This window comes from Stenotrophomonas sp. VV52, from assembly GCF_002893095.1.
GTDB classification, from domain to species: domain Bacteria; phylum Pseudomonadota; class Gammaproteobacteria; order Xanthomonadales; family Xanthomonadaceae; genus Stenotrophomonas; species Stenotrophomonas aracearum.
Window position 1 is genome coordinate 24,481 of record NZ_PKQQ01000018.1, and the last position, 23,119, is coordinate 47,599.

The following is a 23,119-nucleotide window of genomic DNA, read 5'->3' on the forward strand; positions in this document are numbered from 1 at the left end:
GCCGGCTGTGGCTCAGGCCGGGTCGAACCGCTTGAGCGCCACGGCCAGTGCTTCGCCCATCATGCGCAGGAACAGCGTGCCCATGCCCGGGTAGAAGCGGTTGCCGTCGTGGCTGCCGACCGCGATCAGGCCCACGCCGGGCAGCGGCAGCAAGGCGCTGGACTGCACTTCGTCGACCCGCCCGCCGTACAGCACGGTGTTCTTTTCCGGCTGCAGGCGGCCACAGATCGGCTCGCCGTCCTTCAGGCAGTCGCGGAACGAGGCCAGCAGCGGGCTGCCTTCCTCGATCACCTGCAGCCACGGCGCCTGTTCCAGCCCCGGCACCGGTTGCAGTACCACCAGGCGGACCAGGTCGCCGGCGAAATCCTCTTCCAGCGACGCGGCCATCGCGCGCAGGGTGTCGGCCGCGCTGCCCTGTTTCATCAGCGCCAGGGTGAGCTGGTGGGTGCGCACGGCCAGGCGTTCGTTGACCTGCGCGTTGGCGGCCAGGTCGGCCAGCCGCCGCGACAGTTCGCGGTTCTTGTCGCGCAGCACTTCCAGCTGGTAGCTGGCCAGCGACGCGGTGGGGCCGTCATCGCGCGGCACCACCAGGGTCAGCGCCAGGTCCGGGAACTGTTTCAGGAACGCCGGATGGCGGCGCAACCAGGCGGCGACTTCATGCGCCCCGATCTTCTCGACGGTCTCGCTCATGCGTTCCACTCCCCTTCGAAGACGAATGCAGCCGGGCCGGACATCACCACTTCGGCGTCGTCGCTGGGCCAGCGCAGGCGCAGGTCGCCGCCCGGCAGCGACACCGTGGCGTCGCGCTGCAGGCGGCCGCGCTGCATCATCACCACGGCGGCGGCGCAGGCACCGCTGCCGCAGGCCAGGGTTTCGCCGACGCCGCGCTCGAACACGCGCAGGCGTGCCTGCTGCGGGTCGATGACCTGCACGAAACCGACATTGACCGACTGCGGAAAGCTCGCGTGCTGCTGCAGAAGCGGGCCCAGCCGCTCCACCGGTGCCGCGTCGACCAGGCCGACTTCGATCACCGCATGCGGATTGCCCATGGACACCGCGCCAAAGCGGACGGCGTCGCCCTGCAACGGCAGCACGTACTCCGGGCGCGCGCGGGCAAAGCCCAGCAGCGGTACCTGCTCCGGTTCGAAGCGCGGCACGCCCATCGCCACGGCGTACTGGTCGCTGCCGATGCGCTCGATGGCGTGCGTGGCCAGCGGGCTGTCGATGTTGAAACGTTCGCCCTGCGCGGCGCCGTCGCGGACCAGCCAGGCGGCCACGCAGCGCGCGCCATTGCCGCACTGCTCGGACTGCGAACCGTCCGAGTTCCAGATCCGGTAGGCTGCGACCGAGCCGTCGGCGCGCGGCGGTTCGATGGTCAGGATCTGGTCGCAGCCGACGCCGGTGTGGCGGTCGGCCAGCCGGGCGGCCAGCGCCGGGGTCGGTGCGGGGGTGCCGTCACGCAGGTCGAGCACGACAAAATCATTGCCGGCGCCGTGCATCTTGCTGAAGCGCAGCGCGGGAGCAGCGGCCTTACTCATTCCCGTCGTCGTCGGTGTCGGTGTCGAGCTGCGGGTCGACCGGATCGGGCACCACCTGCGGGTCGTTGGTGGCGTCGGTGGCCTCGGTGGCGTCGGCATCAGCGGCCGGTTCGACCACCTGCTCTTCCACCGGCACCGGCTTCTGCGGCATCACCAGCGGGCCCTTGTTGCCACAGGCCGAAAGGGACAGCAGCGCCAGCGCTGCCAACGGAATCAGGATGCGATTAGTGCTCATCGTTCGAGTATAGGGGCTAGTGGCGTTACGGGGTGGTGTCCACGCCCAGCTGCTCGAGCACGAACGCGTACGACTCGGCCAGTTCGCGATAGCGCTGGAAGCGCCCCGACTTGCCGCCGTGGCCGGCTTCCATGTTCGTGCGGAACACGATCGGCGCCGTGCCGGTGTTGTCATCGCGCAGGCGCGCGACCCACTTGGCCGGCTCCCAGTACTGCACCTGCGAGTCCCACAGGCCGGTACCGACGAACAGCGAGGGGTAGGCCTGGCGGGTGACGTTGTCGTACGGCGAGTAGCGCAGCATGTAGTCGTAGTACTCGCGCTGCTCCGGGTTGCCCCACTCGTCGTACTCGTTGGTGGTCAACGGGATGGTCGGGTCGAGCATGGTGGTGACCACGTCGACGAACGGCACCTGCGCCACCATCACCCGGTAGTCCTGCGGGGCCTGGTTGGCCACCGCCCCCATCAGCAGGCCGCCGGCGCTGCCGCCGGACGCGGCCACGCGGTCCTTGGCCGCATAGCCCTGGCGGACCAGCTCGCGGGTGACATCGACGAAGTCGTTGAAGGTGTTCTGCTTGTTCAGCAGCTTGCCGTCGTCATACCAGGCGCGGCCCATTTCCTCGCCGCCCCGGATGTGCGCGATGGCATAGACCACGCCACGGTCGAGCAGGCTGACCACGGTCTGGTTGAAGCCCGGGTCCATCGACATGCCGTAGCTGCCATAGGCGTACTGGTACAGCGCGGCGCTGCCGTCCTTCCTGAATCCATTGCGGTAGACCAGCGACACCGGCACCTTCGCGCCGTCGCGCGCGGTCACCCAGACGCGCTCGGTGGTGTACTGCGACGGGTCATAGCCGATCACCGGCTGCTGCTTGAGCTGGCGACGCTCGCCGGTGACGGTGTTGAGCTCGAAGGTGGTGGCCGGCGTGGTCAGCGAGGTATAGGCATAACGCAGCCACGGCGTGTCCGCTTCCGGGTTGGCGGCCAGGCCCATCGAGTAGGCCGGTTCGTCGGCCTTGACGTAGTCCTGGCGGCCATCGGCGAACAGCAGGCGCACGCGTTCCAGCGCGTTCGACCGTTCGGCAATCGCAGTGAATCCATCGAACAATTCGAAGCCTTCGACCAGCACGCTGTCGTCGTGCGCGACCCAGTCCTTCCACTGGCTGCGCGCGGTGGCATCGGTGGACGCGGTGACGATCTTGAAGTTCTTCGCGCCGGCGTCGTTGGTGCGGATCACCCAGCGCCCGTCGAAGTGGTCGGCGTCGTACTCGACGTCACGCGCGCGCGGGGCCAGCACGGTGAACGCCTGCGGGTTGGCGGCCGGTGCGTAGCGGCTTTCCGAACTCACCGTGCTGTGCAGGTCGATGGTGATGAAGCGGTCGTCGCGGGTGCGTCCCACGCCCATGTAGAAGCTGTCGTCCTCTTCTTCGTAGACCAGCACGTCGCTGCTGACGGGGGTCCCCAGCACGTGCTTCTTCACGCGTACGGTGAGCAGCGTTTCCGGGTCGTTTTCCACGTAGAACAGGGTACGGTTGTCGTCGGCCCAGACCACGTTCGCCGAGACGTTCTCGATGCGGTCGGGCAGCACTTCGCCGGTGCGCAGGTCCTTGAAGCGGATCACGTACTGGCGGCGGCCCACGTCGTCCTCGGCCCAGGCCAGCAGCTGGTTGTCCTGGCTGACCTCGGCATCGTCGACACTGAAGTAGCCCTTGCCGGCGGCCATCTGGTTGATGTCGAGCAGGATCTCTTCCGGCGCCTCCATGCTGCCCTTGCGGCGCGCCTGGATCGGGTAATCCTTGCCGGTCTCGAAGCGGGTGTAATACCAGTAGCCGCGCTCACGCGCTGGCACGCTGGCGTCGTCCTGCTTGATGCGGCCGACGATCTCCTTGTACAGCGTGTCCTGCAGCGGCTTCAGCGGCGCCATCACCTGGTCGGTATAGGCGTTTTCCGCATTCAGGTAGGCCAGCATGGCCGGCGCTTCGCGCTTGTCGTCGCGCAGCCAGTAATAGTCGTCGTTGCGGGTGGCGCCAAACGGCGTGGTCACCGTGTGCGGATGCTTCTCGGCGTCGGGTGGGGTCAGCGCGGGGGCGGCATGCACGGAAGCGGTCATCAGGCTGGCAACCAGGAAAGAGACGGTGGGATTCACGAAATAAGGCTCCTTGCCCGCGAATGCAATGGTGGTGGCGCAGTCTAGCCCGTGGGCGCTCCCCTATCATGGGGCGCATGAGCACCCCCACCCCCACGGCCGGCTACAGCCGCCGCAGCCAGGACATCGCCCCCTTCCACGTGATGTCCCTGCTGGCCCGCGCACAGGCGCTGGAGCAGCAGGGCTTCGACGTGATCCACCTGGAGATCGGCGAACCGGACTTCACCACCGCCGACCCGATCGTGCGCGCCGGCCAGGCCGCGCTGGCCGCCGGGCACACCCGCTACACCGCGGCGCGTGGCCTGCCGGCGCTGCGCGCGGCCATCGCCGGGTACTACGGCACGCGCTACAACCTGGACCTGGACCCCGAGCGGATCCTGGTCACCCCGGGCGGCTCGGGCGCGCTGCTGCTGGCCAGCAGCCTGCTGGTCGACCCGGACCGCCACTGGCTGCTGGCCGACCCCGGCTACCCGTGCAACCGGCATTTCCTGCGGCTGGTGGAAGGCGCCGCGCAGCTGGTCCCGGTCGGTCCGCAGACCGCCTACCAGCTGACCCCGTCGCTGGTGGACGCGCACTGGAATGCGGCCAGCGTGGGCGCGCTGGTGGCCTCGCCGGCCAATCCGACCGGCACGGTCCTGCCCGCGGATGCGCTGTCGGCGTTGTCGCAGTCACTGAAGGTACGTGGCGGGCACCTGGTGGTGGACGAGATCTACCACGGCCTGACCTACGGGATGGACGCGCCCAGCGTGCTGCAGGTGGACGACGACGCCTTCGTGTTGAACAGCTTCTCCAAGTACTTCGGCATGACCGGCTGGCGCCTGGGCTGGCTGGTGGCGCCGCCGCAGGCGGTGCCCGAGCTGGAGAAGCTGGCGCAGAACCTGTACATCAGCGCCTCCAGCATTGCCCAGCACGCGGCGCTGGCCTGCTTCGAGCCGGACACCCTGGCCATCTTCGAGCAGCGCCGGCATGCCTTCCAGGCCCGCCGCGACTACCTGCTGCCGGCCCTGCGCGAACTGGGCTTCCGGATCGAGGTCGAGCCCGAAGGGGCGTTCTACCTGTACTGCGACGTCAGCGGCTTTACCGACGACGCGCAGGCGTTCTGCGCGCACTTCCTGGAAACCGAGCACGTGGCGTTTACCCCCGGGCTGGATTTCGGCCACTACCGCGCCAACCAGCACGTGCGCCTGGCCTACACGCAGGAGATTCCGCGGCTGCAGGAAGCGGTGGCGCGGATCCGGCGCGGGCTGGAAACCTGGCGCTGAAAAAAAACGCCGCGCAGTGCTGCGCGGCGTTGAAAAAGGGTGGAGCCAACCAGACGCCCCACCACCCGGAAATGTCCACCGACCAGCGGTCGGTGGCTACCCAAGGGTAGGTGCCGACCGCTGGTCGGCACATCTTCTTATTTCAAGCGTTCCCACAGGAACGCATAGGCCAGCGCCGACATGTGCGCCGCCTGCGCATTGTTGGCCGCGCCGCCGTGCCCGCCTTCGATGTTCTCGTAGTAGGTCACGTCCTTGTCCGCCGCGATCATCTTCGCCGCCATCTTGCGCGCGTGGCCCGGGTGGACGCGGTCGTCGCGGGTCGAGGTGGTGAACAGCACCGGCGGGTAGGTCTTGGCCGGGTCGAACAGATGGTACGGCGAGAAGGTCTGAATGTACTCCCAGTCGGCGGTGTCCGGGTTGCCGTATTCGGCCATCCAGGAAGCGCCGGCCAGCAGGTGGCTGTAGCGCTTCATGTCCAACAGCGGCACCTGCACCACCACGGCCCCGAACAGCTCCGGGTACTGGGTGAGCATGTTGCCGGTGAGCAGGCCACCGTTGCTGCCGCCCTGCACGCCCAGGTGCTTCGGCGAGGTGATCTTGCGGCTGACCAGGTCGCGCGCGACCGCGGCCATGTCTTCATAGGCCTTGTGGCGGTTCTGCTTCAGCGCCGCCTGGTGCCAGCGCGGACCATACTCGCCACCGCCACGGATGTTGGCGACCACGTACACGCCGCCCTTCTCCAGCCAGGCGCGGCCCATGCCGCCAGAATAGGACGGAGTCAGCGAGATCTCGAAGCCGCCATAGCCATACAGCAGGGTCGGGTTGGAGCCGTCCAGCTTCATGTCCTTGGCGTGCACCACGAAGTACGGCACGCGGGTGCCGTCCTTGCTGGTGGCGAAGTGCTGCTCGATCACCTTGCCTTCGGCATCGAAGAACGCTGGCATGGTCTTGAGCACTTCCGGCTGCTTGCCGATCTCGGCCAAGGCCAGCGTGGTCGGGGTCAGGTAGTCGGTCACGGTCATCCACACCGCGTCGCTGTCGTCAGCGTCGACTGCGCCGACCGCGACGGTACCGAACGACGGTGCGCCCACGAAATCGCTCTTCTCCCAGCCCTTCGCGGTCGGGGTCAGCACCTGCAGGCGGCTCTTGACGTCGTCGAGCACGTTCAGGACCAGGTGGTTCTTCGTCCAGCTCGAACCCGCCAGCGAGGTGGTTTCGGTCGGCGCGAACAGCACCTCGAAATCGCGCTTGCCGCCCAGGTAATCATCCAGCTTGGTGACCAGCAGCGAACCGGCGGCGTAGGTCTTGCCACCCACCGTCCACGGATCGCGCAGTTCCAGGGTCAACCATTGCTTGCGCAGGCCCTTTTCCGCCGAGTTCGGCGCGTCGATCTTGGTCAGCGTGCCGTCATCGGCGCGCAGGTAGAGCTCGTTGTTGTAGAAGGCCAGCGTGCGGCTGACCAGGTTGCGCTCGTAGCCGGGGGTGTCGTCGTGCATGGCCGCGATGTACATGTCATCGGGCTTGCCTTCGTAGACCACGCTGGCGGCCGACAGCGGCGTGCCGCGCTTCCACAGCTTGGCCACGCGCGGGTAGCCGGAGGTGGTCATGCTGTCCTTGCCGAAATCGGTGTAGACGAACACGGTGTCGCGGTCGATCCAGCCCAGGCCGCCCTTGGATTCGGGGCGGAAGAAGCCGTCCTTGATCCAGGTCTTGTTGGCAAGGTCGAACTCGCGGGTGACGTCCGCGTCGGCACCGCCGCGCGACAGCGCGATCAGGCAGCGCGAATAATCCGGACGCAGGCAGTCGGCGCCGTGCCAGACCCAGTTCTCGCCTTCGGCCTTGTTCAGCGCGTCCAGGTCGAGCACGGTTTCCCACGTCGGCGAGGCCTTGCGGTACTCGTCCAGCGTGGTGCGGCGCCACACGCCGCGCTCGTGCTGCTTGTCCTTCCAGAAGTTGTAGTAGTAGTCGCCGATCTTCTGCACGCCGGGAATCTTGGCGTCCGAATCGAGCACCTCGCGGATGCTGGCTTCCATCTGCTTGAAGGCCGGGGTCTGGGCCAGGCGACCTTCGGACTTGGCATTCTGCTGCTTGACCCAGTCCAGGGACTTGTCACCGGTGACATCTTCAAGCCACGCGTAGGGATCGGCGGGGGTCTCAGCAGCCATGGCGGTTCCGGCCATTCCAGCGGAGAACAAGCCTGCCATCAGGCAGGCGGAAGCGAGTCGGGACATTGCGGCTCCAGGCGGTCATATCCCCCCGACGCTATCACACGGCCTGCCCGGCTCCCCCCTGTCGAAGGTCAGGGCGCGCCCGGCGCGGCTGCACGCGGACCCGGCGGCGCGCCTGCGGCCCGCGCCGACGCTGGGCCTGCCGGTTCCGCACGGCAGCCGGCAGGCGGAAACGGTACAGGCTCCACCAAGCCAGCAGCGGCATGCCGACCAGCCACATCGGCAGCCAGCCCAGCCATTCGCTGTGGCCGCGCGCGGCAGGCCAGACCAGCACCAGCGCGACGCCGGCAAGGGCCACCTGGCGGACCCAGCGAAGGACATCAGGATGTGGCGCTTCCGACAGGGCCGCGCGGGACTGTGAAGGCCGGGAACGACGCGAAGACGACAGGGGCATGACACGACTCCGTGCGAAAGTGATGCGCTACCTTGCCCTGCCCCCATCTCACAGGCTGCGACCTTCATCGGTTGCACCATTGACGTTCTTCGTCGTCCCACCCACCATGCCCCTGCAGCCACTGGAGCCTTCCATCGCATGTCCCTGAACCGCCCGCTTCGCGTTGTCCTGCTGCTGTCGACGCTGTCGCTGTTGTCCGCCTGTGCATTCGGCGACAGCAAGTCCACGCCTGCGCCGTCGGTCAGCACCGGGGCCAGCGCCCCGATCGACCTGCAGCGGTTCATGGGCACCTGGTATGTGATCGGCCGCGTGCCGAACCCGGTGGAGCGCGGCCACGTGGCCAGCGTCAACCAGTACAGCCTGCGCGGCGACCAGAAGGTCTCCATCACCTATTCCTTCCGCGACGGCTTCTCCGAGCCGCTGCAGCAGATCACGGTGCGCGCCTCGGTGGACGAGGACAGCGGCAACCACAACTGGCGCACCTGGTTCTACAAAGTGGTGCCCACCCACACCCGCGTACTGGAAGTCGCCCCGGACTATTCGTGGGCGATGCTGGGCTACCCGGGCCGCGAGATGGCCTGGATCTTCGCGCGCAAGCCGGACATGGACAAGGACCTGTACAAGGAGCTGGCCACCCGCCTGCGCGACGAGTACGGCGTCAACACCGACAAGCTCAAGCGCGTGCCGCAGCACCGCGAGCAGGTGGATCGGCTGGGGTATGAGGTTCCTAACGTACGGTGATGCTGAGGAGCAGCCACGCAGGGCGTGGCTCTACCCCGGAGATTGGCCGACCTTTCGCGTCGGCCTCCCACATCACTTCCGCGAATACCGCCCCACCAGCCAGTCGCCGAGCATCTGCAGCAGCTGCACGAGTACGAGCAGCAGCACCACGGTGACCAGGGCCACGTCGGTGTGGGAGCGCTGGTAGCCGTCGCGGAAGGCCAGGTCGCCCAGGCCGCCGGAGCCGATCGCGCCACCCATGGCGGTGAAGCCGATCAGGGCGATCACGGTTACCGTGGCGCCGGCGATCAGGCCGGGCCGCGCTTCGGGCAGCAGCACCCGGCTGACCAGCTGCCAGGTGGTGGCGCCCATCGCCTGGCTGGCTTCGATCACGCCGCGGTCCACTTCACGCAGCGCGGTTTCCACCAGGCGCGCGTAGAACGGGGCCGCGCCGATCACCAGCGGCACGATCGCGCCACGCACGCCCAGCGACGTGCCCATCATCCACAGCGTGATCGGAATCAGCACGATCATCAGGATGATGAAGGGCACCGAGCGCAGCAGGTTGACCAGCAGCGCCAACCCGCCATACAGCACCGGCTTGCGGTGCAGCTGTGGCGAACCGGTCAGGAACAGCAGCACGCCCAGTGGCAGGCCGATGGCCAGGGTCAACGGCAGCGATCCGGCCAGCATCAACAGGGTGTCGATGGTGGCCTGGCCGATGTCGGCCCACTTGGCAGCGTCGAGATGGCGGAAGAAACCGCCTGCGGTAGCCAGGATCATCGGCGCAGCTCCTCCAGGTGGACGCCGGCGGCGACAAAGCCGGCCTGCGCGGCCTGCACGTCGCCGCCCACCAGCGACACGGTCAGCTGGCCATACGGGGTGTCCTTGATGCGGTCGATGCGTCCGGACAGGATGTTGTAGTCCACGCCGGTCTCGCGGGCGATGCGCCCCAGCACCGGCTCATAGGTGTCGGTACCGAGGAAGGTCAGCCGCACGATGCGTCCGGCCACGGCCTCGAAGTCCTTGTGCAGCTCGCCTTCGTCGACCTGTTCAGACTCGTTGACGAACCTGCGCGTGGTCGGGTGCTGGGGGTGCAGGAAGACCTCGGTGACCGGGCCGGTTTCCACCAGGTGGCCGGCGTCGAGCACGGCCACGCGGTCGCAGACGCGACGGATCACGTCCATTTCGTGGGTGATCAGCACGATGGTCAGGCCCAGTTCGCGGTTGATCCGGCCCAACAGCTTCAGCACCGACGCGGTGGTCTGCGGGTCCAGCGCGCTGGTGGCCTCGTCGCAGAGCAGGATCTGCGGGCGCGTGGCCAGCGCGCGGGCAATGCCCACGCGCTGCTTCTGGCCGCCTGACAGCTGCGCCGGGTATTTGTTGGCATGCGCCTCCAGGCCCACCGTGTGCAGCAGCTCGGTGACCCGCGCATCGATCTCCGCGCGCGGGGTGCCGGCCAGCTCCAGCGGGAAGGCCACGTTGGCCGCCACCGTGCGCGAGGACAGCAGGTTGAAGTGCTGGAAGATCATGCCGATCTTCCGGCGCAGCGCGCGCAGGCCGTCGCTGTCCAGCGCAGTGACGTCCTCGCCGTTGATCAGCAGGCGCCCGCCGGTCGGTTCCTCAAGCCGGTTGATCAACCGGATCAGGGTCGATTTGCCCGCCCCGGAGTGGCCGATGATGCCGAACACTTCGCCGGCCTCGATGGTCAGGTCCAGCGGCTGCAGCGCGGCGATCGCGCGGCCGCCGACGGCATAGGATTTGTGCAGGCGCTGGAACTCGATCACTTCGCGGTCAACCGGGGCATCGACGGGAGGGGGCGTGCAGCCTACCAGCGCGGGACGGCCCTGGCCCGTGCGGCGGAACCGAATCATATTCCGTTTGTTTATAAGGCGGCGTCATCGCCCGCCCGGCGGGCCTCAGGGGTGGTCCAGCGGCTGCGGCGGGGTCACCTTCCTGACCCGCTCGCGGTGCAGCAGGTACAGGCCCGAGGCGACGATGATCCCGGCGCCCAGCCAGGTCCAGTTGTCGGGCAGCACGCCCCAGAACAGCAGGTCCCAGCCGATCACCCAGACCAGCCCGGTGTATTCCAGGGGCGCGATCAGCGAGGCCTCGCCCAGCTGGAAGGCGCGGGTCAGGGCGACCTGCCCCCCGGCCCCGGCCAGCCCCATGCCGGCGATCAGCCCGGCGTGGCCGAGCTGCAGCGGCTGCCAGTCCGGGATCGCCAGCAACCCGGCGCCCAGCGCCAGGATCACCAGGAACCACACCACCATCGACTGCGGGGTGTCGGTGCGGGTCAGCATGCTGACCGTGATGGCGGCGATGGCGTAGGCGGTGGCGGCCAGCAGCACCATCAGGCCGGGAATGGAAATGAACCCGCCCACCCCGGGGCGCAGCACCACCAGCACCCCGACCAGGCCGATGCCGATCGCGATCCAGCGGCGCGGGCCCACTTTTTCGCCCAGCAGTGGCACCGACAGCGCCGCGATCAGCAGCGGGGCCACGAAATAGATGGTGTAGGCGGTCGACAGCGGCAGGCTGCGCAGCGCAAACACGAAGCAGCCGATCATCGCCATGCCAAGCAGCCCGCGCAGCAGGTGCAGGCCCCAGCGCACCGGAACCAGCGAGCGCGGGCCGGCGGTGGCCAGTACCCAGACCAGCACGAACGGCAGCGAAGCGGCGCCGCGCAGGAAGGTGACCTGCAGGGTCGGGTAACTGGAGGACAGCTGCTTCATGCCCGCATCCATCAGCGAGAAGCAGGCCACGGCCAGCAGCATCCAGGCGACGGCGCGGGTGGGGGAGCGTTCGGTGGTCATGCCCCATTATCGCCGCCCGTGCCGGGACGTGCATGCGCGGTTGGTTAGAATGGGGGCTTCACCTGCAGGAGATTCCCCATGCCCTCTTTTGACGTCGTTTCCGAAGTCGACATCCACGAACTGACCAATGCGGTCGACCAGGCCAACCGCGAGCTGTCCACCCGCTTCGACTTCAAGGGCGTGGACGCGAAGTTCGTGCTGGAAGACAGCGTGATCAAGCAGACGGCCCCGAGCGAATTCCAGCTCGAGCAGATGACGGTGATCCTGCGCCAGCGGCTGACCGCCCGCAAGATCGACGCCAGCTGCCTGGAGTTCGGCGACATCCTCACCAACCTGGGCGGCGCGCGCCAGGACGTCAAGGTGAAGCAGGGCATCGAGCAGAAAGAGGCCAAGAAGATCGCAGCGAAGATCAAGGAAGCCAAGCTCAAGGTCGAAAGCCAGATCAACGGCGACAAGCTGCGCGTGACCGGCAAGAAGCGCGACGACCTGCAGGATGCGATTGCCCTGCTGAAGAAGGAAAAGTTCGACATCCCGCTGCAGTTCGACAACTTCCGCGATTGATCCCGGCATGAACGACACCCCCGCCTTCGACGGCACCGACGCCCCCGACCCGATCGCCGACACCCGCAAGTGGCTGGAGCAGATCGTGATCGGGCTGAACCTGTGCCCGTTCGCCAAGGCGGTGTACGTGAAGGACCAGGTGCGCTTCGTGCTGAGCGACGCGACCACGCCCGAGGCGCTGGTCGAGCAGCTGGCCGAAGAACTGCTGCTGCTGCGCGACACGCCGGCCGAGCAGATCGACACCACGCTGATCATCCATCCGGACGTGCTGACCGATTTCCTGGACTACAACGACTTCCTCGACAACGCCGACGCGGCGATCGAGACGCTGGACCTGCAGGGCATCCTGCAGGTGGCCAGCTTCCACCCGCAGTACCAGTTCGCCGGTGCCGCGCCGGATGATGTGAGCAACTACACCAACCGGTCGCCCTACCCCACCCTGCACCTGCTGCGCGAAGACAGCGTGGAACGCGCGGTGGCCGCGTTCCCGGACCCGGACGTGATCGTCGAGCGCAACATCGAAACCCTGGACAAGCTGGGCATCGAAGGCTGGACCCGCCTGCTCGGCCGCAAGGACACCCCACCATGCCACTGACCCCGCCCATCACCGACTGGCCGGCGCAACCGCTGCGCGACCGCGTGGTGATCGTCACCGGTGGCGCACAGGGCGTAGGCCGCGGCATCGCGCAGGCGGTGCTGGGCGCCGGTGGCAGCGTGATGATCGCCGACCTGGATGCCGACGCCGGCCGTGCCTGCCTGAAGGAGTGGGCGTTGCCCGAGCGCGCCGCGTTCCAGCGCGCGGACGTGGCCAGCGAACGCAGCGTACAGGCGCTGATGAGGGCTACGCAGAAGCGGTTCGGCCGCATCGACGGCCTGGTCAACAACGCCGGCATCGCCAGCGCGCATGGCACGCCGTTGGCGCAGATGACGCTGGCCGAATGGCAGCGCCGCCTGTCCAGCCTGCACGGCGCATTCCTGTGCAGCAAGCACGCGCTGCCTGCGCTGCAGGCGCAGGGCGGTGCGATCATCAATATCGCCTCCACCCGCGCGTGGCAGTCCGAAGCGGACAGCGAGGCCTATGCCGCCGCGAAGGGCGGGCTGGTGGCATTTACCCATGCATTGGCGATCAGCGCCGGCCCGGAGGTGCGGGTCAACAGCATCAGCCCGGGCTGGATCACCACCGACGCCTGGCAGGCCCCGGCGCGTCGGCGCACCCCGAAACTGTCGCGGCGCGACCATGCGCAGCATGCGGTGGGCCGCGTCGGCCAGCCCGAGGACATCGGCGCGCTGGCGGTATTCCTGCTTTCGGACCTGTCCGGCTTCATCACCGGACAGGACCATATCGCGGACGGCGGCATGACGCGGAAGATGATCTACGCCCCGTAACGAAGGCCCCGAGCCCGTAGTGCCGGCCGCCGGCCGGCTCCAGGCGATGCCGGCAGCACGAGGAGCCGGCCAGCGGCCGGCACTACCTCAGCCGTTCATTCCGTTGTGCCGAAGCAGCGCATCCACGCTCGGTGCACGGCCACGGAACGCGGCGAAGTTCTCCGCCGCGCTGCGGCTGCCGCCGCGCGACAGCACCTCGTCGCGGAAACGTTTTCCGGTTTCGGCAACATTACCCGGCGCTTCTTCAAACGCCGCGTACGCATCCGCGCTCAACACCTCCGCCCACTTGTAGCTGTAATACCCCGCCGCGTAGCCACCGGCGAAAATATGGCTGAACTGGTGCGGGAAGCGATTCCACTCCGGCGGCCGGTTGACCGCCACCTCGTCGCGCACGCGCTCCAGCAGTTGCAGCACGCTGTCCTGCGCGGGATCGAAGCTGCTGTGCAGCTGCATGTCGAACAACGCGAACTCCAGCTGGCGCACGGTGAACATGCCGCTCTGGAAATTGCGCGCGGCCAGCATCCGGTCGAACAGCGCACGCGGCAGCGGCTCGCCACTGTCCACGTGCGCGGTCATCTGCTGCACGCGGTCCCACTCCCAGCAGAAGTTCTCCATGAACTGGCTGGGCAGCTCCACCGCGTCCCATTCCACGCCATTGATGCCGGCCACGCCCAGCTCGCCGATACGGGTCAGCAGCTGGTGCAGGCCGTGCCCCATTTCATGGAACAGGGTGGTCACTTCGTCGTGGCTGAAGGTCGACGCCTTGCCGTCCGCGCCTTTGCCGAAGTTGCATACCAGGTACACCAGCGGCGTCTGCACGCCCTGCGCGGTATCGCGGCGGTTGCGGCAATCGTCCATCCACGCCCCACCGCGCTTGCCTTCGCGCGCGTACAGGTCCAGGTAGAACTGACCGACCAGCGCGCCCTGCGCGTCGACCACGCGGAAGAAGCGCACGTCCGGGTGCCACACCGGCGCCTGGTCCGGTTCCACGCGCAGGCCGTACAGGCCATGGATGACGTCGAACAGCCCGGCGAGCACCTTCGGCTCGGTGAAGTACTGCTTCACTTCCTGCTCGGAATAGCTGTAACGCGCCTGCTTCAGCTTCTCGGCAGCGAACGACAGGTCCCAGGCCTCCAGCGCCGGCAGTCCCAGTTCGTCGCGCGCGAACGCTTCCAGTTCTGCACGGTCGCGCTGCGCGTAGGGTTTGGCGCGTGCGGCGAGGTCGCGCAGGAAGCCCAGCACCTGCGGCGCGTCGTCGGCCATCTTGGTGGCGATGGAATACTCGGCATAGCTGCTGAAGCCCAGCAGCGCCGCCAGTTCCGCGCGCAGTGCGAGGATGCGGTCGATATGCGCGCTGTTGTCGAGCGTGGCGTCGCCGAACTCCGAGGCGCGCAGCGCGTTGGCGCGGTATAGCGCCTCGCGAAGCGGACGGTGCTCGGCGTAGGTCTGCACCGGCAGGTAGCAGGGCATCTGCAGGGTCAGCTTCCAGCCGGCCAGGCCATCCTTTTCAGCCGCAACGCGCGCCGCGGCGACCACATCCTCCGGCACCCCGGCCAGCTCGGCACGGTCCTCCACGTGCAGGGACCACGCATCGGTAGCGTCGAGCACGTTCTGCGAGAACGTGGCCGACAGCGCGGACAGCTCCTCACGGATCGCGCTGTAGCGGGCCTTGCCGGCCTCATCCAGCTCGGCGCCGCCAAGGCGGAAATCGCGCAGGGCGTTGTCCAGCACCTTGCGCCGCGCCGGGTCGTACTGCGCCGCTTCCGGGGCTGCCGCCAGCGCGCGGTACTGCTCGAACAGCGCCAGGTTCTGGCCAAGCGCGCTGCCGAACCGGGTCACCTTGGGCAGGTTGCTGTTGTAGGCCTCGCGCAGCGCCGGGGTGTTGACCACCGCCTGCAGGTGGCCGACCTGGCCCCAGGCGCGCCACAGGCGTTCGGTGGCATCGTCCAGCGGGTCCACGAAGGTGGTCCAGGTCACCGGCTGTACCGTTTCTGCCGCCTTCACCGCCGCTTCGGCTTGCGCCAGCAGCGTATCGATGGCCGGACCGACGTGTTCGGGCTGGATCGCATCGAAACGGGGCAGGCCGGAAAAATCGAGCAGGGGGTTGGCGGTGGTCACGGGCATCTCCAGGCAACGGGGCCGCAGGCGCGGCATACCCTCCACGATATGGCACTGCACCGTGCCCGTCACAAGGCCTCCCGGCCGCGGGTTCGATTCAGTACAGGGTTTCCAGCGCTGCGTCCGGCAGCGCCGGCAGGCCCTGCCCGGCCACGGCGGCGGCGATCACCGCATCGGCCTGTTCCACGTCGATGCCCTGGCGCGGGTACCAGTCCGGGTTGTAGTAGCTGTGCGCATAGCGCTCGCCGCTGTCGCACAGGATGGTCACGATCGACCCGCTGCGGCCCGCCGCGCGCATGCGTTCGGCCACGTGCAGCACGCCGATGAAGTTGGTGCCGGTGGAGCCGCCCACGCGGCGCCCCAGCTGCCGGCTGACATGCCGCATCGCGGCCAGGCTCAGCGCGTCGGGCACCTTGACCATGGCATCCACGCAGGTCGGAATGAAGCTCGATTCCACCCGCGGCCGGCCGATGCCTTCCACCCGCGAGCCGCCACTGCAGGTGAGCTCGCGCCACGGCTCGCCGGACAGCGCCGCGCGATACCCGTCGAAGAACACCGACACTTCCGGGTCCGCGCACAGGATGCGGGTGTCGTGGCGGCGGTAGCTCACGTAGCGGCCGAGCGTGGCGGCGGTGCCGCCGGTGCCCGGGCTGCACACGATCCATTCCGGCACCGGGTGCGGCTCCTCGGCCATCTGCTTGAAGATGGACTCGGCGATGTTGTTGTTGGCGCGCCAGTCGGTGGCGCGCTCGGCGTAGGTGAACTGGTCCATGAAGTGGCCGCCGGTTTCCCGCGCCAGCCGCTCCGATTCGCAGTTCAGGTCGCAGGCGCGTTCGACCAGGTGGCAGCGGCCGCCGTGGAATTCGATCGCGGCGATCTTCTCCGGCGAGGTGGTGGCCGGCATCACCGCGATGAACGGCAGCCCCAGCAGGCGCGCGAAGTAGGCTTCGGACACCGCCGTAGATCCGCTGGAGGCCTCGATCACCGGACACCCTTCGCGCAGCCAGCCATTGGTCAGCGCGTACAGGAACAGCGAGCGCGCCAGGCGGTGCTTGAGGCTGCCGGTGGGGTGGCTGGACTCGTCCTTGAAGTACAGCTCGATGCCGGGATGTCCCGGCAGGTCCATCGGAATCAGGTGGGTGTCGGCCGAACGGTTGAAATCGGCTTCGATCTTGCGGATGGCAGCGGCCACCCATTCACGCTGAGACATGTCGACGACGGGCCAGGAAGATGCAGCATTCTACGTCGCCTTGCCGCCGCCCCGCTAAACTGAACGGCCAGCCGCAGTGCGCGGCCCTCCACAGGATCCCCCATGACCCTTGCCTCCCTGCAGTCCCAGCCCGGCGTGGCTGCCCAGCCGCCGGCGGAAACCACCGGTTTCGTGTTCAACCACACCATGCTGCGGGTCAAGGACGCCGCTGCATCGCTGGACTTCTACACCCGCGTGCTCGGCTTCCGCCTGCTCGATCAGCGCGATTTTCCTGAAGCCCAGTTCAGCCTCTACTTCCTGGCACTGCTGCCGGCCGGCACCGCGGTTCCCGAAGGCGACGACGCCCGCCGCACCTGGATGGCCGGCATTCCCGGCGTGCTGGAACTGACGCACAACCACGGCACCGAGACCCAGGATGGCGCGGTGTACCACGACGGCAACAGCGACCCGCGCGGCTTCGGCCACATCTGCGTGTCGGTTCCGGACATCCATGCGGCGTGCAAGCGCTTCGATGAACTGAAGGTGCCGTACCAGAAGCGGCTGGAAGATGGCCGCATGAAGCACCTGGCCTTCATCAAGGACCCGGACGGCTATTGGGTGGAGATCATCTCCAATACACCGCTGGCTTGATCCAGAGGCGATGTGCCCGCCACGGCGGGCACACCCGACCGGTGGTATACGTGCCCTTCCCTCGAACGAAGGATCCGGCATGGAAACCATGGAACTGCACCGCGGCCGCCTGATCGACCACCTGCAATTGATCGTGCGCGACCTGCCCGCCAGCCGCCGCTTCTACCAGGCGGTGTTCGACACCATCGGCATTCCGATTGCGGGTGAAGGCGATACGTACTTCTGGGCCGACGAACTGTTCATCTCCACCGCCGACAGCGACGCGGCCGCCGGCGAGCTGACCGGCCGCCATCACCTGGCCTTCCAGGCGCGCGACCGCGCGACGGTCGACGCTTTCCACAAGGCGGCACTGGCGGCCGGCGGCAAGGACAATGGCGCGCCCGGCGAACGCCCCTACCACCCGGGCTACTACGCCGCGTTCGCGATCGACCCGGACGGCAACAACATCGAAGTGGTGTACCACGGGCCCGCCACCTACAGTGCGGACTCGGTGAAGGTGTCGTTCTGACCGCTCCAGGCTGAAGCCTTCAGCTTGTTTCTGACCAGTCTCACCACGTGAGATTGGTCTTTCCTACCGTTTCCGCATGGAAACCATCCGCAAGCTGGCCGTGCTGGCCGACGCCGCCAAGTACGACGCTTCCTGCGCTTCCAGCGGCGCCGGCAAGCGCGACTCGCGGGCCAGCGGCGGAATCGGCAGTACCGACGGCCCCGGTATCTGCCACAGCTACACCCCGGACGGGCGCTGCGTGTCGCTGTTGAAGATCCTGCTGACCAATTTCTGCATCTATGACTGCGCCTACTGCGTGAACCGGGTTTCCAGCAACGTGCAGCGCGCGCGTTTCAGCGTGGCCGAGGTGGTGGCGCTGACCATGGATTTCTACAAGCGCAACTACATCGAAGGCTTGTTCCTTTCCAGCGGCATCATCCGCAATGCCGACTACACCATGGAGCAGATGGTGGAAGTGGCGCGCCAGCTGCGCGAGGAGCACCGCTTTGGCGGCTACATCCACCTGAAGACCATTCCCGAGGCCTCGCCGGAACTCCTGGCCGCGGCCGGCCGATATGCGGATCGACTGTCGATCAACATCGAACTGCCTACCGAAGACGGGTTGTCCAGCTTCGCGCCGGAGAAGTCGCTGCCGTCGATCCGCGGTGCGATGGGCGAGCTGCGTTGGCGCATCGAGGAGGCCAAGGAAGCCAGGGCCGCTGCTGCGACGACGGCCGTCACGCCGGTCACCCCGGCCCCAGCCAAGCCAGGCAAGCGCCGCGCCCGCGCGCCGAAATTTGCGCCGGCCGGGCAGAGCACGCAGATGATCGTCGGTGCGGATGGCGCCAGCGACCAGCAGATCCTCACCTCTGCCGACAATCTGTACGGCAACTACCGCATGCGCCGGGTGTACTACTCGGCCTTCAGCCCGATTCCCGATGCCAGCAGCATCCTGCCGCTGCAGGCGCCACCGCTTGCGCGCGAGCATCGCCTTTACCAGGCCGACTGGCTGCTGCGCTTCTACGGCTACGGCGTGGACGAGATCACCGATACCACCCAGGGCGGCATGCTCGACCTGGACATCGACCCGAAGATGGCCTGGGCGATCCGGCACCCCGAAAGCTTCCCGGTAGACCTCAACCGGGATTCGAAGGAGATGCTGCTGCGCGTCCCCGGCCTGGGCGTGCGCAACGTGAAGCGGGTGCTGATGGCACGCCGCCACGTGCGCCTGCGCGTAGCCGACGTGGCCCGCCTGCGCGCGCCGATGAGCAAGCTGCTGCCGTTCGTGCAGCTGGCCGACCACCACCCGCGCCGCGCGTTGGACGACCCTGCGGCACTACGTGCCAGGCTGGCCCCGCCGCCGCGCCAGGGCTCCCTGTTCGATGCGGTGGCCGGCTGAGATGTCGCGCTGGAGTGTGCGGGTGGATCCGCCGTGGTCACTCAACGCGTGGCGCGATGCGGCGCGGCTGGCATTGCAGCGGCAGGTGATGCCCGAGCAGCTGGATTGGCTGCATGGCGACGGTGGCGGGCTGTTGGATGCCCCATCGCTGCAGCACGCGCCTGCGGAGGCCACGGCTACGCGGGCCGCAGCAGTGCCGAAAGCCTTCATCGAGCTGGCCGCCACCTGCCTGTGCCACCGCGACCCGCATCGCATGTCGCTGCTGTATCGGATGCTGTGGCGCATGACCCACGGCGAACGCGGGCTGCTCGGCAATCCTACCGACCCAGACGTGCTGCGCGCGATGGCATTGGCCCAGGCAGTGCGCCGCGACACCCACAAGATGAAAGCCTTCGTGCGCTTCCGTGAAGTGCCTGGGCAACAGGATGCATTCATTGCCTGGTTCGAACCGGACCACCACATCGTGGATCGCGTGGCGCCGTTCTTCGAGCGCCGATTCACAGGCATGCGCTGGGCGATCCTTACGCCCTATCGAAGTGTGCGTTGGGATGGCCAGGCGTTGGCGTTCGGCCCGGGTGGCAAACAGGCCGATGCACCCGTGGAAGACGCACGCGAAGAACTGTGGCGCACCTACTACGCCAACATATTCAATCCGGCGCGGTTGAACACGCGGATGATGCAGCAAGAAAAGCCTGCGAAGTACTGGAAACACCTGCCCGAAGCGAGCCTGCTCCCTACGCTGGTGCGCGACGCGGGCGACCGCGTGCAGGAGATGCATGACCGCGAAGCACGGGCACCGCAGCGGCGCATTCCCGAACGCAGCATTCCCATGCGTGGCCCTGCCACGGCCAGTGGGGATTCGCTGGACGGACTGCGCGACGCCGCCGCCAACTGCCGGCGCTGCCCGCTCTGGGAGCCCGCCACGCAGACGGTGTTTGGCGAAGGACCGCGCGACGCGCAGGTCATGCTGGTAGGCGAGCAGCCGGGCGACAGCGAGGACCTGAGCGGTCACCCCTTCGTGGGCCCGGCCGGCCAGCTGTTGAACCAAGCGTTGCAGGAACTGGGCATCGACCGCAGCACGCTGTACCTGACCAACGCGGTGAAGCACTTCCGTTTTGAACGACGCGGCAAGAAGCGCATCCATTCCAAGCCACAGGTCACCCACATCAATGCGTGCCGACCGTGGCTGATTGCGGAAATCCAGCAGGTCAACCCCAAGGTGATCGTGTGCCTGGGCGCCAGCGCCGCACGCGCGGTGTTCGGCAGCGGTTTCAACCTCACCCGCGATCGTGGCCGCTGGCACACGCTGGAGGATGGCACGCGTGGCTTCGCGACCGTGCATCCATCCTGGGTGCTACGGCAGGACCCTGAAAAGCGCGACGCAGGCTACCAGCTGTTCCGCGAAGACCTGCGCCGGTTGAAAGAACCGCCCACCTCGTAGAGCGGGGCTCTGCCCCGCTGCACGGATGGTCGGCAGCGGGGCAGAGCCCCGCTCTACCGCGCATCAATCAATGCGCGGCCATGTAGATGTCCTGCAACACCGCTTTCTCCAGCTCCAGCTCGCTGAGCAGGTTCTTGACGATGTCACCCAGGCTCAGGATGCCCACCAGGCGGCTGCCGTCGGTCACCATCAGATGACGGTGGCGCGAGTAGGTCATCAGCGCCATCGCCTGCTTCAGCGACGCATCCGGCGAAATACCTTCCAGGCCGGCCGAGGGCAACGTGGAAATCACACGACGACCGGCCTGCGGGCCGTCGTCGGCCAGGCTGCGCACGATGTCCTTCTCGGAAATGATCCGGACCGGCACGTCGTCCCGGGTCACCACCAGAGCGGCGATGCGGTGCGCGCTCATCTTGTGGGCGGCGGCGCCGATCGTGTCTTCAACGTCGATGGTGACTACAGCGTCTTTCTTGGAGTGCAGAAGCTCGCGAACGTTCATTCTTATTCCTGTTACAGACTGGTTAAAGCCACACGCCTTGCGTGGTGGGACCGATTGACGCAGCCAAGGGCTACAACCCGAGAATGGCACTACGACTAGAACCGACGCTGAATGTCGCTGTCGCCCCCGACTAAAGTTTTGCCGACGCCAGAAACGGCAAAGCAGGATAGGGGCCGGGCAACGTCGGGCTTCCGGGTTCTTAACAAAACCGGGCGTTCCTCCGACCGAAATCCGACGAACCGCCCCCCAAGCTTGCCGCCGGTTTACTTTCATCGGCATCGGGCATGGCTTCAGCAAACGCAACACAGGCAGCGGTCCAGCAGGACATCTCGGCGCGCGACGCCGGTGCGGGCGTCCGTCTCCGGAGCTACCTGGGCGGCTGGCGACCCGAGGTCAGCCAGGAAACCCTGATCCTGGCCTCCAGCCTGTTCTTCGCTGCGGCCAGCAACGGTCCTTTCTGGAAGGCGGCCTACGCACTGCACCCGGGCAACCTGCTGTTCTCGACGGCGTTGCTGGGCCTGCTGATCGCGGCCAACGGCCTGCTGCTGTCCCTGCTGATCTGGCGCTGGAGCGCCAAGCCGGTCATCACCGTGCTGCTGGTGGTCACCGCCATGGCCGTGCATTACATGACTACTTACGGGGTGTTCATGGACGCGGACATGGTGCGCAACGTGCTCCAGACCGACGTGAAGGAATCGCGGGAGCTGATGACGCCCAGCCTGCTGCTGCCGTTGCTGGTGTTCGCTGCGCTGCCGGCCGTAGCGGTGTGGCGGGTACGCATCACGCCGCGCCCTGCACTGCGCACGCTCTGGATCCGGCCGGTCTTCATGGTCGCGCTGCTGGTGATGGGCGCGGGCAGCGTGATGCTGGCCAACGCCGATGTCGCTTCCATGCTGCGCAATCATCGCGAGATCAAGTACCTGGCGACCCCACTCAACTACATCGTCGGGCTGCAGCAGAACCTGCGTTCCAGTTCGCCGATCAGGAAGGCCCCCAGGACGCCGATCGCCATGGACGCGGTTCGCGTTCCTTCGGCGGCAGGCGCCAAGCCGCGACTGGTGGTCCTTGTCGTCGGTGAAACGGTGCGGGCGCAGAACTGGGGACTCAACGGCTACGCACGCCAGACAACGCCCGAGCTCGCCCGGATCGGCGTGGTCAACTTCCCGGACATGCATTCCTGCGGCACCAGCACCGAGGTGTCGGTTCCCTGCATGTTTTCCCAGCTGGGCCGCCGCAACTACGACGAGAAACAGATCCGCTCGCAGCAGTCGCTGCTGAATGTCCTCAACACCGTGGGTATCAGCACTCTGTGGCGCGACAATCAGTCCGGCTGCAAGGGTGTCTGTGAGGGAACTCCGTTCGAGTCTGTCTCCGACGCCAGCGATCCGGCGCTCTGCGCCAAGGGCCGCTGCATGGACGAGATCCTGGTGAAGGGCCTGGCAGAGAAAATGCGCGCCACCCCGGGTGACAAATTCGTCGTGCTGCACCAGCTCGGCAACCACGGTCCCAGCTACTTCCAACGTTACCGCGACAGCTTCCGCCAGTTCACGCCGCCATGCGAGAACCCGGAGCTGGGGAACTGCCCGAAGGAGCAGATCGTGAACGCGTACGACAACGCGATTCTGTACACCGACCATTTCCTGGCCAAAACCATCCATGAGCTGCAGGCCATGGAGGACTACGACACGGCGATGATCTACGTCTCCGACCACGGCGAGTCGCTGGGCGAGAAGGGCCTCTACCTGCATGGCATTCCGTATGCCATTGCGCCGGCGGAACAGACATCGGTACCCATGGTGATGTGGTTCTCCAGCCGGTTCTCCGCCTCGCGGGGGCTGGACACCCAGTGCCTGGAGCAGCGCGCAATGCAGCGCACCGACCACGACGCGCTGTTCTCGTCGATCCTTGGCCTGATGCAGGTGAAGACCCAGGCCTACGATGCGACCCAGGATGTGTTCGCCTCTTGCCTGAGGTCGGCAGCACAAGGCTGACGGCTGACCCCCGCCCGGGTGTAGGATGCCGGTCTAGCTGGACGCTGTAAGGGAACCTTCC

At 67.3% G+C, this 23,119-nt stretch carries 22 protein-coding genes; 10 read left to right on the forward strand and 12 right to left on the reverse strand.

The window, feature by feature from the left end:
• Positions 1-12: 12 nt before the first annotated feature.
• From C2U58_RS19135 to C2U58_RS19150, 4 genes are read right to left on the reverse strand one after another with little or no spacing between them, the layout of a single operon-like run.
• Positions 13-690, reverse strand: coding sequence for a DUF484 family protein (locus C2U58_RS19135; RefSeq protein ID WP_102947263.1), 678 nt, complete (start codon positions 688-690; stop codon positions 13-15).
• Positions 687-1,538, reverse strand: a complete 852-nt coding sequence (dapF, locus tag C2U58_RS19140; protein ID WP_102947264.1) for a diaminopimelate epimerase — start codon at positions 1,536-1,538, stop codon at positions 687-689. Before dapF ends, C2U58_RS19135 begins: the two co-directional genes overlap by 4 nt.
• A complete protein-coding gene (locus tag C2U58_RS20440; protein WP_102947265.1) occupies positions 1,531-1,773 on the reverse strand; it encodes a lipoprotein in 243 nt (80 codons plus the stop codon). The genes dapF and C2U58_RS20440 overlap by 8 nt, the downstream gene beginning before the upstream one ends.
• A 25-nt stretch (positions 1,774-1,798) precedes the next feature.
• On the reverse strand, positions 1,799-3,916 hold the full coding sequence (locus C2U58_RS19150; RefSeq protein ID WP_102947266.1) for a S9 family peptidase: 2,118 nt from the start codon (positions 3,914-3,916) through the stop codon (positions 1,799-1,801).
• Positions 3,917-3,993: 77 nt separating this feature from the next.
• Between C2U58_RS19150 and C2U58_RS19155 the strand changes: the two genes are divergently transcribed.
• Positions 3,994-5,178 carry a pyridoxal phosphate-dependent aminotransferase gene (locus tag C2U58_RS19155; RefSeq protein ID WP_172448196.1) on the forward strand — a complete coding sequence of 395 codons (1,185 nt, stop codon included), beginning with the start codon at positions 3,994-3,996 and terminating at the stop codon, positions 5,176-5,178.
• 137 nt (positions 5,179-5,315) lie between these two features.
• On the opposite strand, the gene C2U58_RS19160 is transcribed toward C2U58_RS19155, so the two are convergent.
• Together C2U58_RS19160 and C2U58_RS19165 are read right to left on the reverse strand one after the other, a co-directional pair.
• Positions 5,316-7,409, reverse strand: a complete 2,094-nt coding sequence (locus C2U58_RS19160; protein WP_102947268.1) for a prolyl oligopeptidase family serine peptidase — start codon at positions 7,407-7,409, stop codon at positions 5,316-5,318.
• 34 nt (positions 7,410-7,443) lie between these two features.
• Positions 7,444-7,800, reverse strand: coding sequence for a hypothetical protein (locus tag C2U58_RS19165; protein ID WP_102947269.1), 357 nt, complete (start codon positions 7,798-7,800; stop codon positions 7,444-7,446).
• Between the two features lie 138 nt (positions 7,801-7,938).
• Here C2U58_RS19165 and C2U58_RS19170 point away from each other — a divergent pair, with 138 nt between their 5' ends.
• Positions 7,939-8,541, forward strand: coding sequence for a lipocalin family protein (locus tag C2U58_RS19170; RefSeq protein ID WP_102947270.1), 603 nt, complete (start codon positions 7,939-7,941; stop codon positions 8,539-8,541).
• Between the two features lie 72 nt (positions 8,542-8,613).
• Here the strand turns inward: C2U58_RS19170 and C2U58_RS19175 are convergent, their stop codons facing one another.
• From C2U58_RS19175 to C2U58_RS19185, 3 genes are all read right to left on the reverse strand, one after another.
• Positions 8,614-9,303: a methionine ABC transporter permease gene (locus C2U58_RS19175; protein ID WP_102947271.1), complete on the reverse strand. Its 690-nt coding sequence runs from the start codon at positions 9,301-9,303 to the stop codon at positions 8,614-8,616.
• Positions 9,300-10,307: a methionine ABC transporter ATP-binding protein gene (locus tag C2U58_RS19180; RefSeq protein WP_070208029.1), complete on the reverse strand. Its 1,008-nt coding sequence runs from the start codon at positions 10,305-10,307 to the stop codon at positions 9,300-9,302. Before C2U58_RS19180 ends, C2U58_RS19175 begins: the two co-directional genes overlap by 4 nt.
• A 132-nt stretch (positions 10,308-10,439) precedes the next feature.
• Positions 10,440-11,336: a DMT family transporter gene (locus C2U58_RS19185; protein WP_102947272.1), complete on the reverse strand. Its 897-nt coding sequence runs from the start codon at positions 11,334-11,336 to the stop codon at positions 10,440-10,442.
• Between the two features lie 78 nt (positions 11,337-11,414).
• Between C2U58_RS19185 and C2U58_RS19190 the strand changes: the two genes are divergently transcribed.
• The 3 genes from C2U58_RS19190 to C2U58_RS19200 are packed head-to-tail and all read left to right on the forward strand — an operon-like array spanning position 11,415 to position 13,283.
• On the forward strand, positions 11,415-11,897 hold the full coding sequence (locus tag C2U58_RS19190; RefSeq protein ID WP_070208012.1) for a YajQ family cyclic di-GMP-binding protein: 483 nt from the start codon (positions 11,415-11,417) through the stop codon (positions 11,895-11,897).
• Positions 11,898-11,904: 7 nt separating this feature from the next.
• On the forward strand, positions 11,905-12,492 hold the full coding sequence (locus C2U58_RS19195; RefSeq protein ID WP_070208013.1) for a DUF1415 domain-containing protein: 588 nt from the start codon (positions 11,905-11,907) through the stop codon (positions 12,490-12,492).
• Positions 12,483-13,283 carry an SDR family oxidoreductase gene (locus C2U58_RS19200; RefSeq protein ID WP_102947273.1) on the forward strand — a complete coding sequence of 267 codons (801 nt, stop codon included), beginning with the start codon at positions 12,483-12,485 and terminating at the stop codon, positions 13,281-13,283. Before C2U58_RS19195 ends, C2U58_RS19200 begins: the two co-directional genes overlap by 10 nt.
• Before the next feature lie 87 nt (positions 13,284-13,370).
• Here the strand turns inward: C2U58_RS19200 and C2U58_RS19205 are convergent, their stop codons facing one another.
• Positions 13,371-15,407, reverse strand: a complete 2,037-nt coding sequence (locus C2U58_RS19205; RefSeq protein ID WP_102947274.1) for a M3 family metallopeptidase — start codon at positions 15,405-15,407, stop codon at positions 13,371-13,373.
• Positions 15,408-15,498: 91 nt separating this feature from the next.
• Positions 15,499-16,611: a PLP-dependent cysteine synthase family protein gene (locus C2U58_RS19210; protein ID WP_102947275.1), complete on the reverse strand. Its 1,113-nt coding sequence runs from the start codon at positions 16,609-16,611 to the stop codon at positions 15,499-15,501.
• A gap of 102 nt (positions 16,612-16,713) precedes the next feature.
• Here C2U58_RS19210 and gloA point away from each other — a divergent pair, with 102 nt between their 5' ends.
• The 4 genes from gloA to C2U58_RS19230 all read left to right on the forward strand — a co-directional run bounded on the left by gloA (position 16,714) and on the right by C2U58_RS19230 (position 20,568).
• Positions 16,714-17,241 carry a lactoylglutathione lyase gene (gene gloA / locus C2U58_RS19215; protein ID WP_102947276.1) on the forward strand — a complete coding sequence of 176 codons (528 nt, stop codon included), beginning with the start codon at positions 16,714-16,716 and terminating at the stop codon, positions 17,239-17,241.
• A gap of 79 nt (positions 17,242-17,320) precedes the next feature.
• Positions 17,321-17,749, forward strand: coding sequence for a VOC family protein (locus C2U58_RS19220; RefSeq protein ID WP_102947277.1), 429 nt, complete (start codon positions 17,321-17,323; stop codon positions 17,747-17,749).
• 76 nt (positions 17,750-17,825) lie between these two features.
• Positions 17,826-19,127, forward strand: a complete 1,302-nt coding sequence (locus tag C2U58_RS19225) for a putative DNA modification/repair radical SAM protein (protein ID WP_102947278.1) — start codon at positions 17,826-17,828, stop codon at positions 19,125-19,127.
• Position 19,128: 1 nt separating this feature from the next.
• Positions 19,129-20,568, forward strand: coding sequence for a UdgX family uracil-DNA binding protein (locus tag C2U58_RS19230; RefSeq protein WP_102947279.1), 1,440 nt, complete (start codon positions 19,129-19,131; stop codon positions 20,566-20,568).
• Positions 20,569-20,635: 67 nt separating this feature from the next.
• Here C2U58_RS19230 and C2U58_RS19235 read toward each other — a convergent pair whose 3' ends face one another.
• On the reverse strand, positions 20,636-21,067 hold the full coding sequence (locus C2U58_RS19235; RefSeq protein ID WP_102947280.1) for a CBS domain-containing protein: 432 nt from the start codon (positions 21,065-21,067) through the stop codon (positions 20,636-20,638).
• A gap of 284 nt (positions 21,068-21,351) precedes the next feature.
• Here C2U58_RS19235 and C2U58_RS19240 point away from each other — a divergent pair, with 284 nt between their 5' ends.
• Positions 21,352-23,058 (forward strand): phosphoethanolamine--lipid A transferase, encoded by a 1,707-nt coding sequence (locus C2U58_RS19240; protein WP_102947281.1) that lies wholly within the window; start codon positions 21,352-21,354, stop codon positions 23,056-23,058.
• Positions 23,059-23,119 lie beyond the last annotated feature (61 nt).

Excerpts from the sequence above, each read along its gene's own strand:
- C2U58_RS19135 (WP_102947263.1), bottom strand. The coding sequence starts at position 690 with ATGAGCGAGACCGTCGAGAAGATCGGGGCGCATGAAGTCGCCGCCTGG.
- dapF (WP_102947264.1), bottom strand. The coding sequence starts at position 1,538 with ATGAGTAAGGCCGCTGCTCCCGCGCTGCGCTTCAGCAAGATGCACGGC.
- C2U58_RS20440 (WP_102947265.1), bottom strand. The coding sequence starts at position 1,773 with ATGAGCACTAATCGCATCCTGATTCCGTTGGCAGCGCTGGCGCTGCTG.
- C2U58_RS19155 (WP_172448196.1), top strand. The coding sequence starts at position 3,994 with ATGAGCACCCCCACCCCCACGGCCGGCTACAGCCGCCGCAGCCAGGAC.
- C2U58_RS19160 (WP_102947268.1), bottom strand. The coding sequence starts at position 7,409 with ATGTCCCGACTCGCTTCCGCCTGCCTGATGGCAGGCTTGTTCTCCGCT.
- C2U58_RS19165 (WP_102947269.1), bottom strand. The coding sequence starts at position 7,800 with ATGCCCCTGTCGTCTTCGCGTCGTTCCCGGCCTTCACAGTCCCGCGCG.
- C2U58_RS19170 (WP_102947270.1), top strand. The coding sequence starts at position 7,939 with ATGTCCCTGAACCGCCCGCTTCGCGTTGTCCTGCTGCTGTCGACGCTG.
- C2U58_RS19175 (WP_102947271.1), bottom strand. The coding sequence starts at position 9,303 with ATGATCCTGGCTACCGCAGGCGGTTTCTTCCGCCATCTCGACGCTGCC.
- C2U58_RS19185 (WP_102947272.1), bottom strand. The coding sequence starts at position 11,336 with ATGACCACCGAACGCTCCCCCACCCGCGCCGTCGCCTGGATGCTGCTG.
- C2U58_RS19190 (WP_070208012.1), top strand. The coding sequence starts at position 11,415 with ATGCCCTCTTTTGACGTCGTTTCCGAAGTCGACATCCACGAACTGACC.
- C2U58_RS19195 (WP_070208013.1), top strand. The coding sequence starts at position 11,905 with ATGAACGACACCCCCGCCTTCGACGGCACCGACGCCCCCGACCCGATC.
- C2U58_RS19200 (WP_102947273.1), top strand. The coding sequence starts at position 12,483 with ATGCCACTGACCCCGCCCATCACCGACTGGCCGGCGCAACCGCTGCGC.
- C2U58_RS19205 (WP_102947274.1), bottom strand. The coding sequence starts at position 15,407 with ATGCCCGTGACCACCGCCAACCCCCTGCTCGATTTTTCCGGCCTGCCC.
- C2U58_RS19210 (WP_102947275.1), bottom strand. The coding sequence starts at position 16,611 with ATGTCTCAGCGTGAATGGGTGGCCGCTGCCATCCGCAAGATCGAAGCC.
- gloA (WP_102947276.1), top strand. The coding sequence starts at position 16,714 with ATGACCCTTGCCTCCCTGCAGTCCCAGCCCGGCGTGGCTGCCCAGCCG.
- C2U58_RS19220 (WP_102947277.1), top strand. The coding sequence starts at position 17,321 with ATGGAAACCATGGAACTGCACCGCGGCCGCCTGATCGACCACCTGCAA.
- C2U58_RS19225 (WP_102947278.1), top strand. The coding sequence starts at position 17,826 with ATGGAAACCATCCGCAAGCTGGCCGTGCTGGCCGACGCCGCCAAGTAC.
- C2U58_RS19230 (WP_102947279.1), top strand. The coding sequence starts at position 19,129 with ATGTCGCGCTGGAGTGTGCGGGTGGATCCGCCGTGGTCACTCAACGCG.
- C2U58_RS19235 (WP_102947280.1), bottom strand. The coding sequence starts at position 21,067 with ATGAACGTTCGCGAGCTTCTGCACTCCAAGAAAGACGCTGTAGTCACC.
- C2U58_RS19240 (WP_102947281.1), top strand. The coding sequence starts at position 21,352 with ATGGCTTCAGCAAACGCAACACAGGCAGCGGTCCAGCAGGACATCTCG.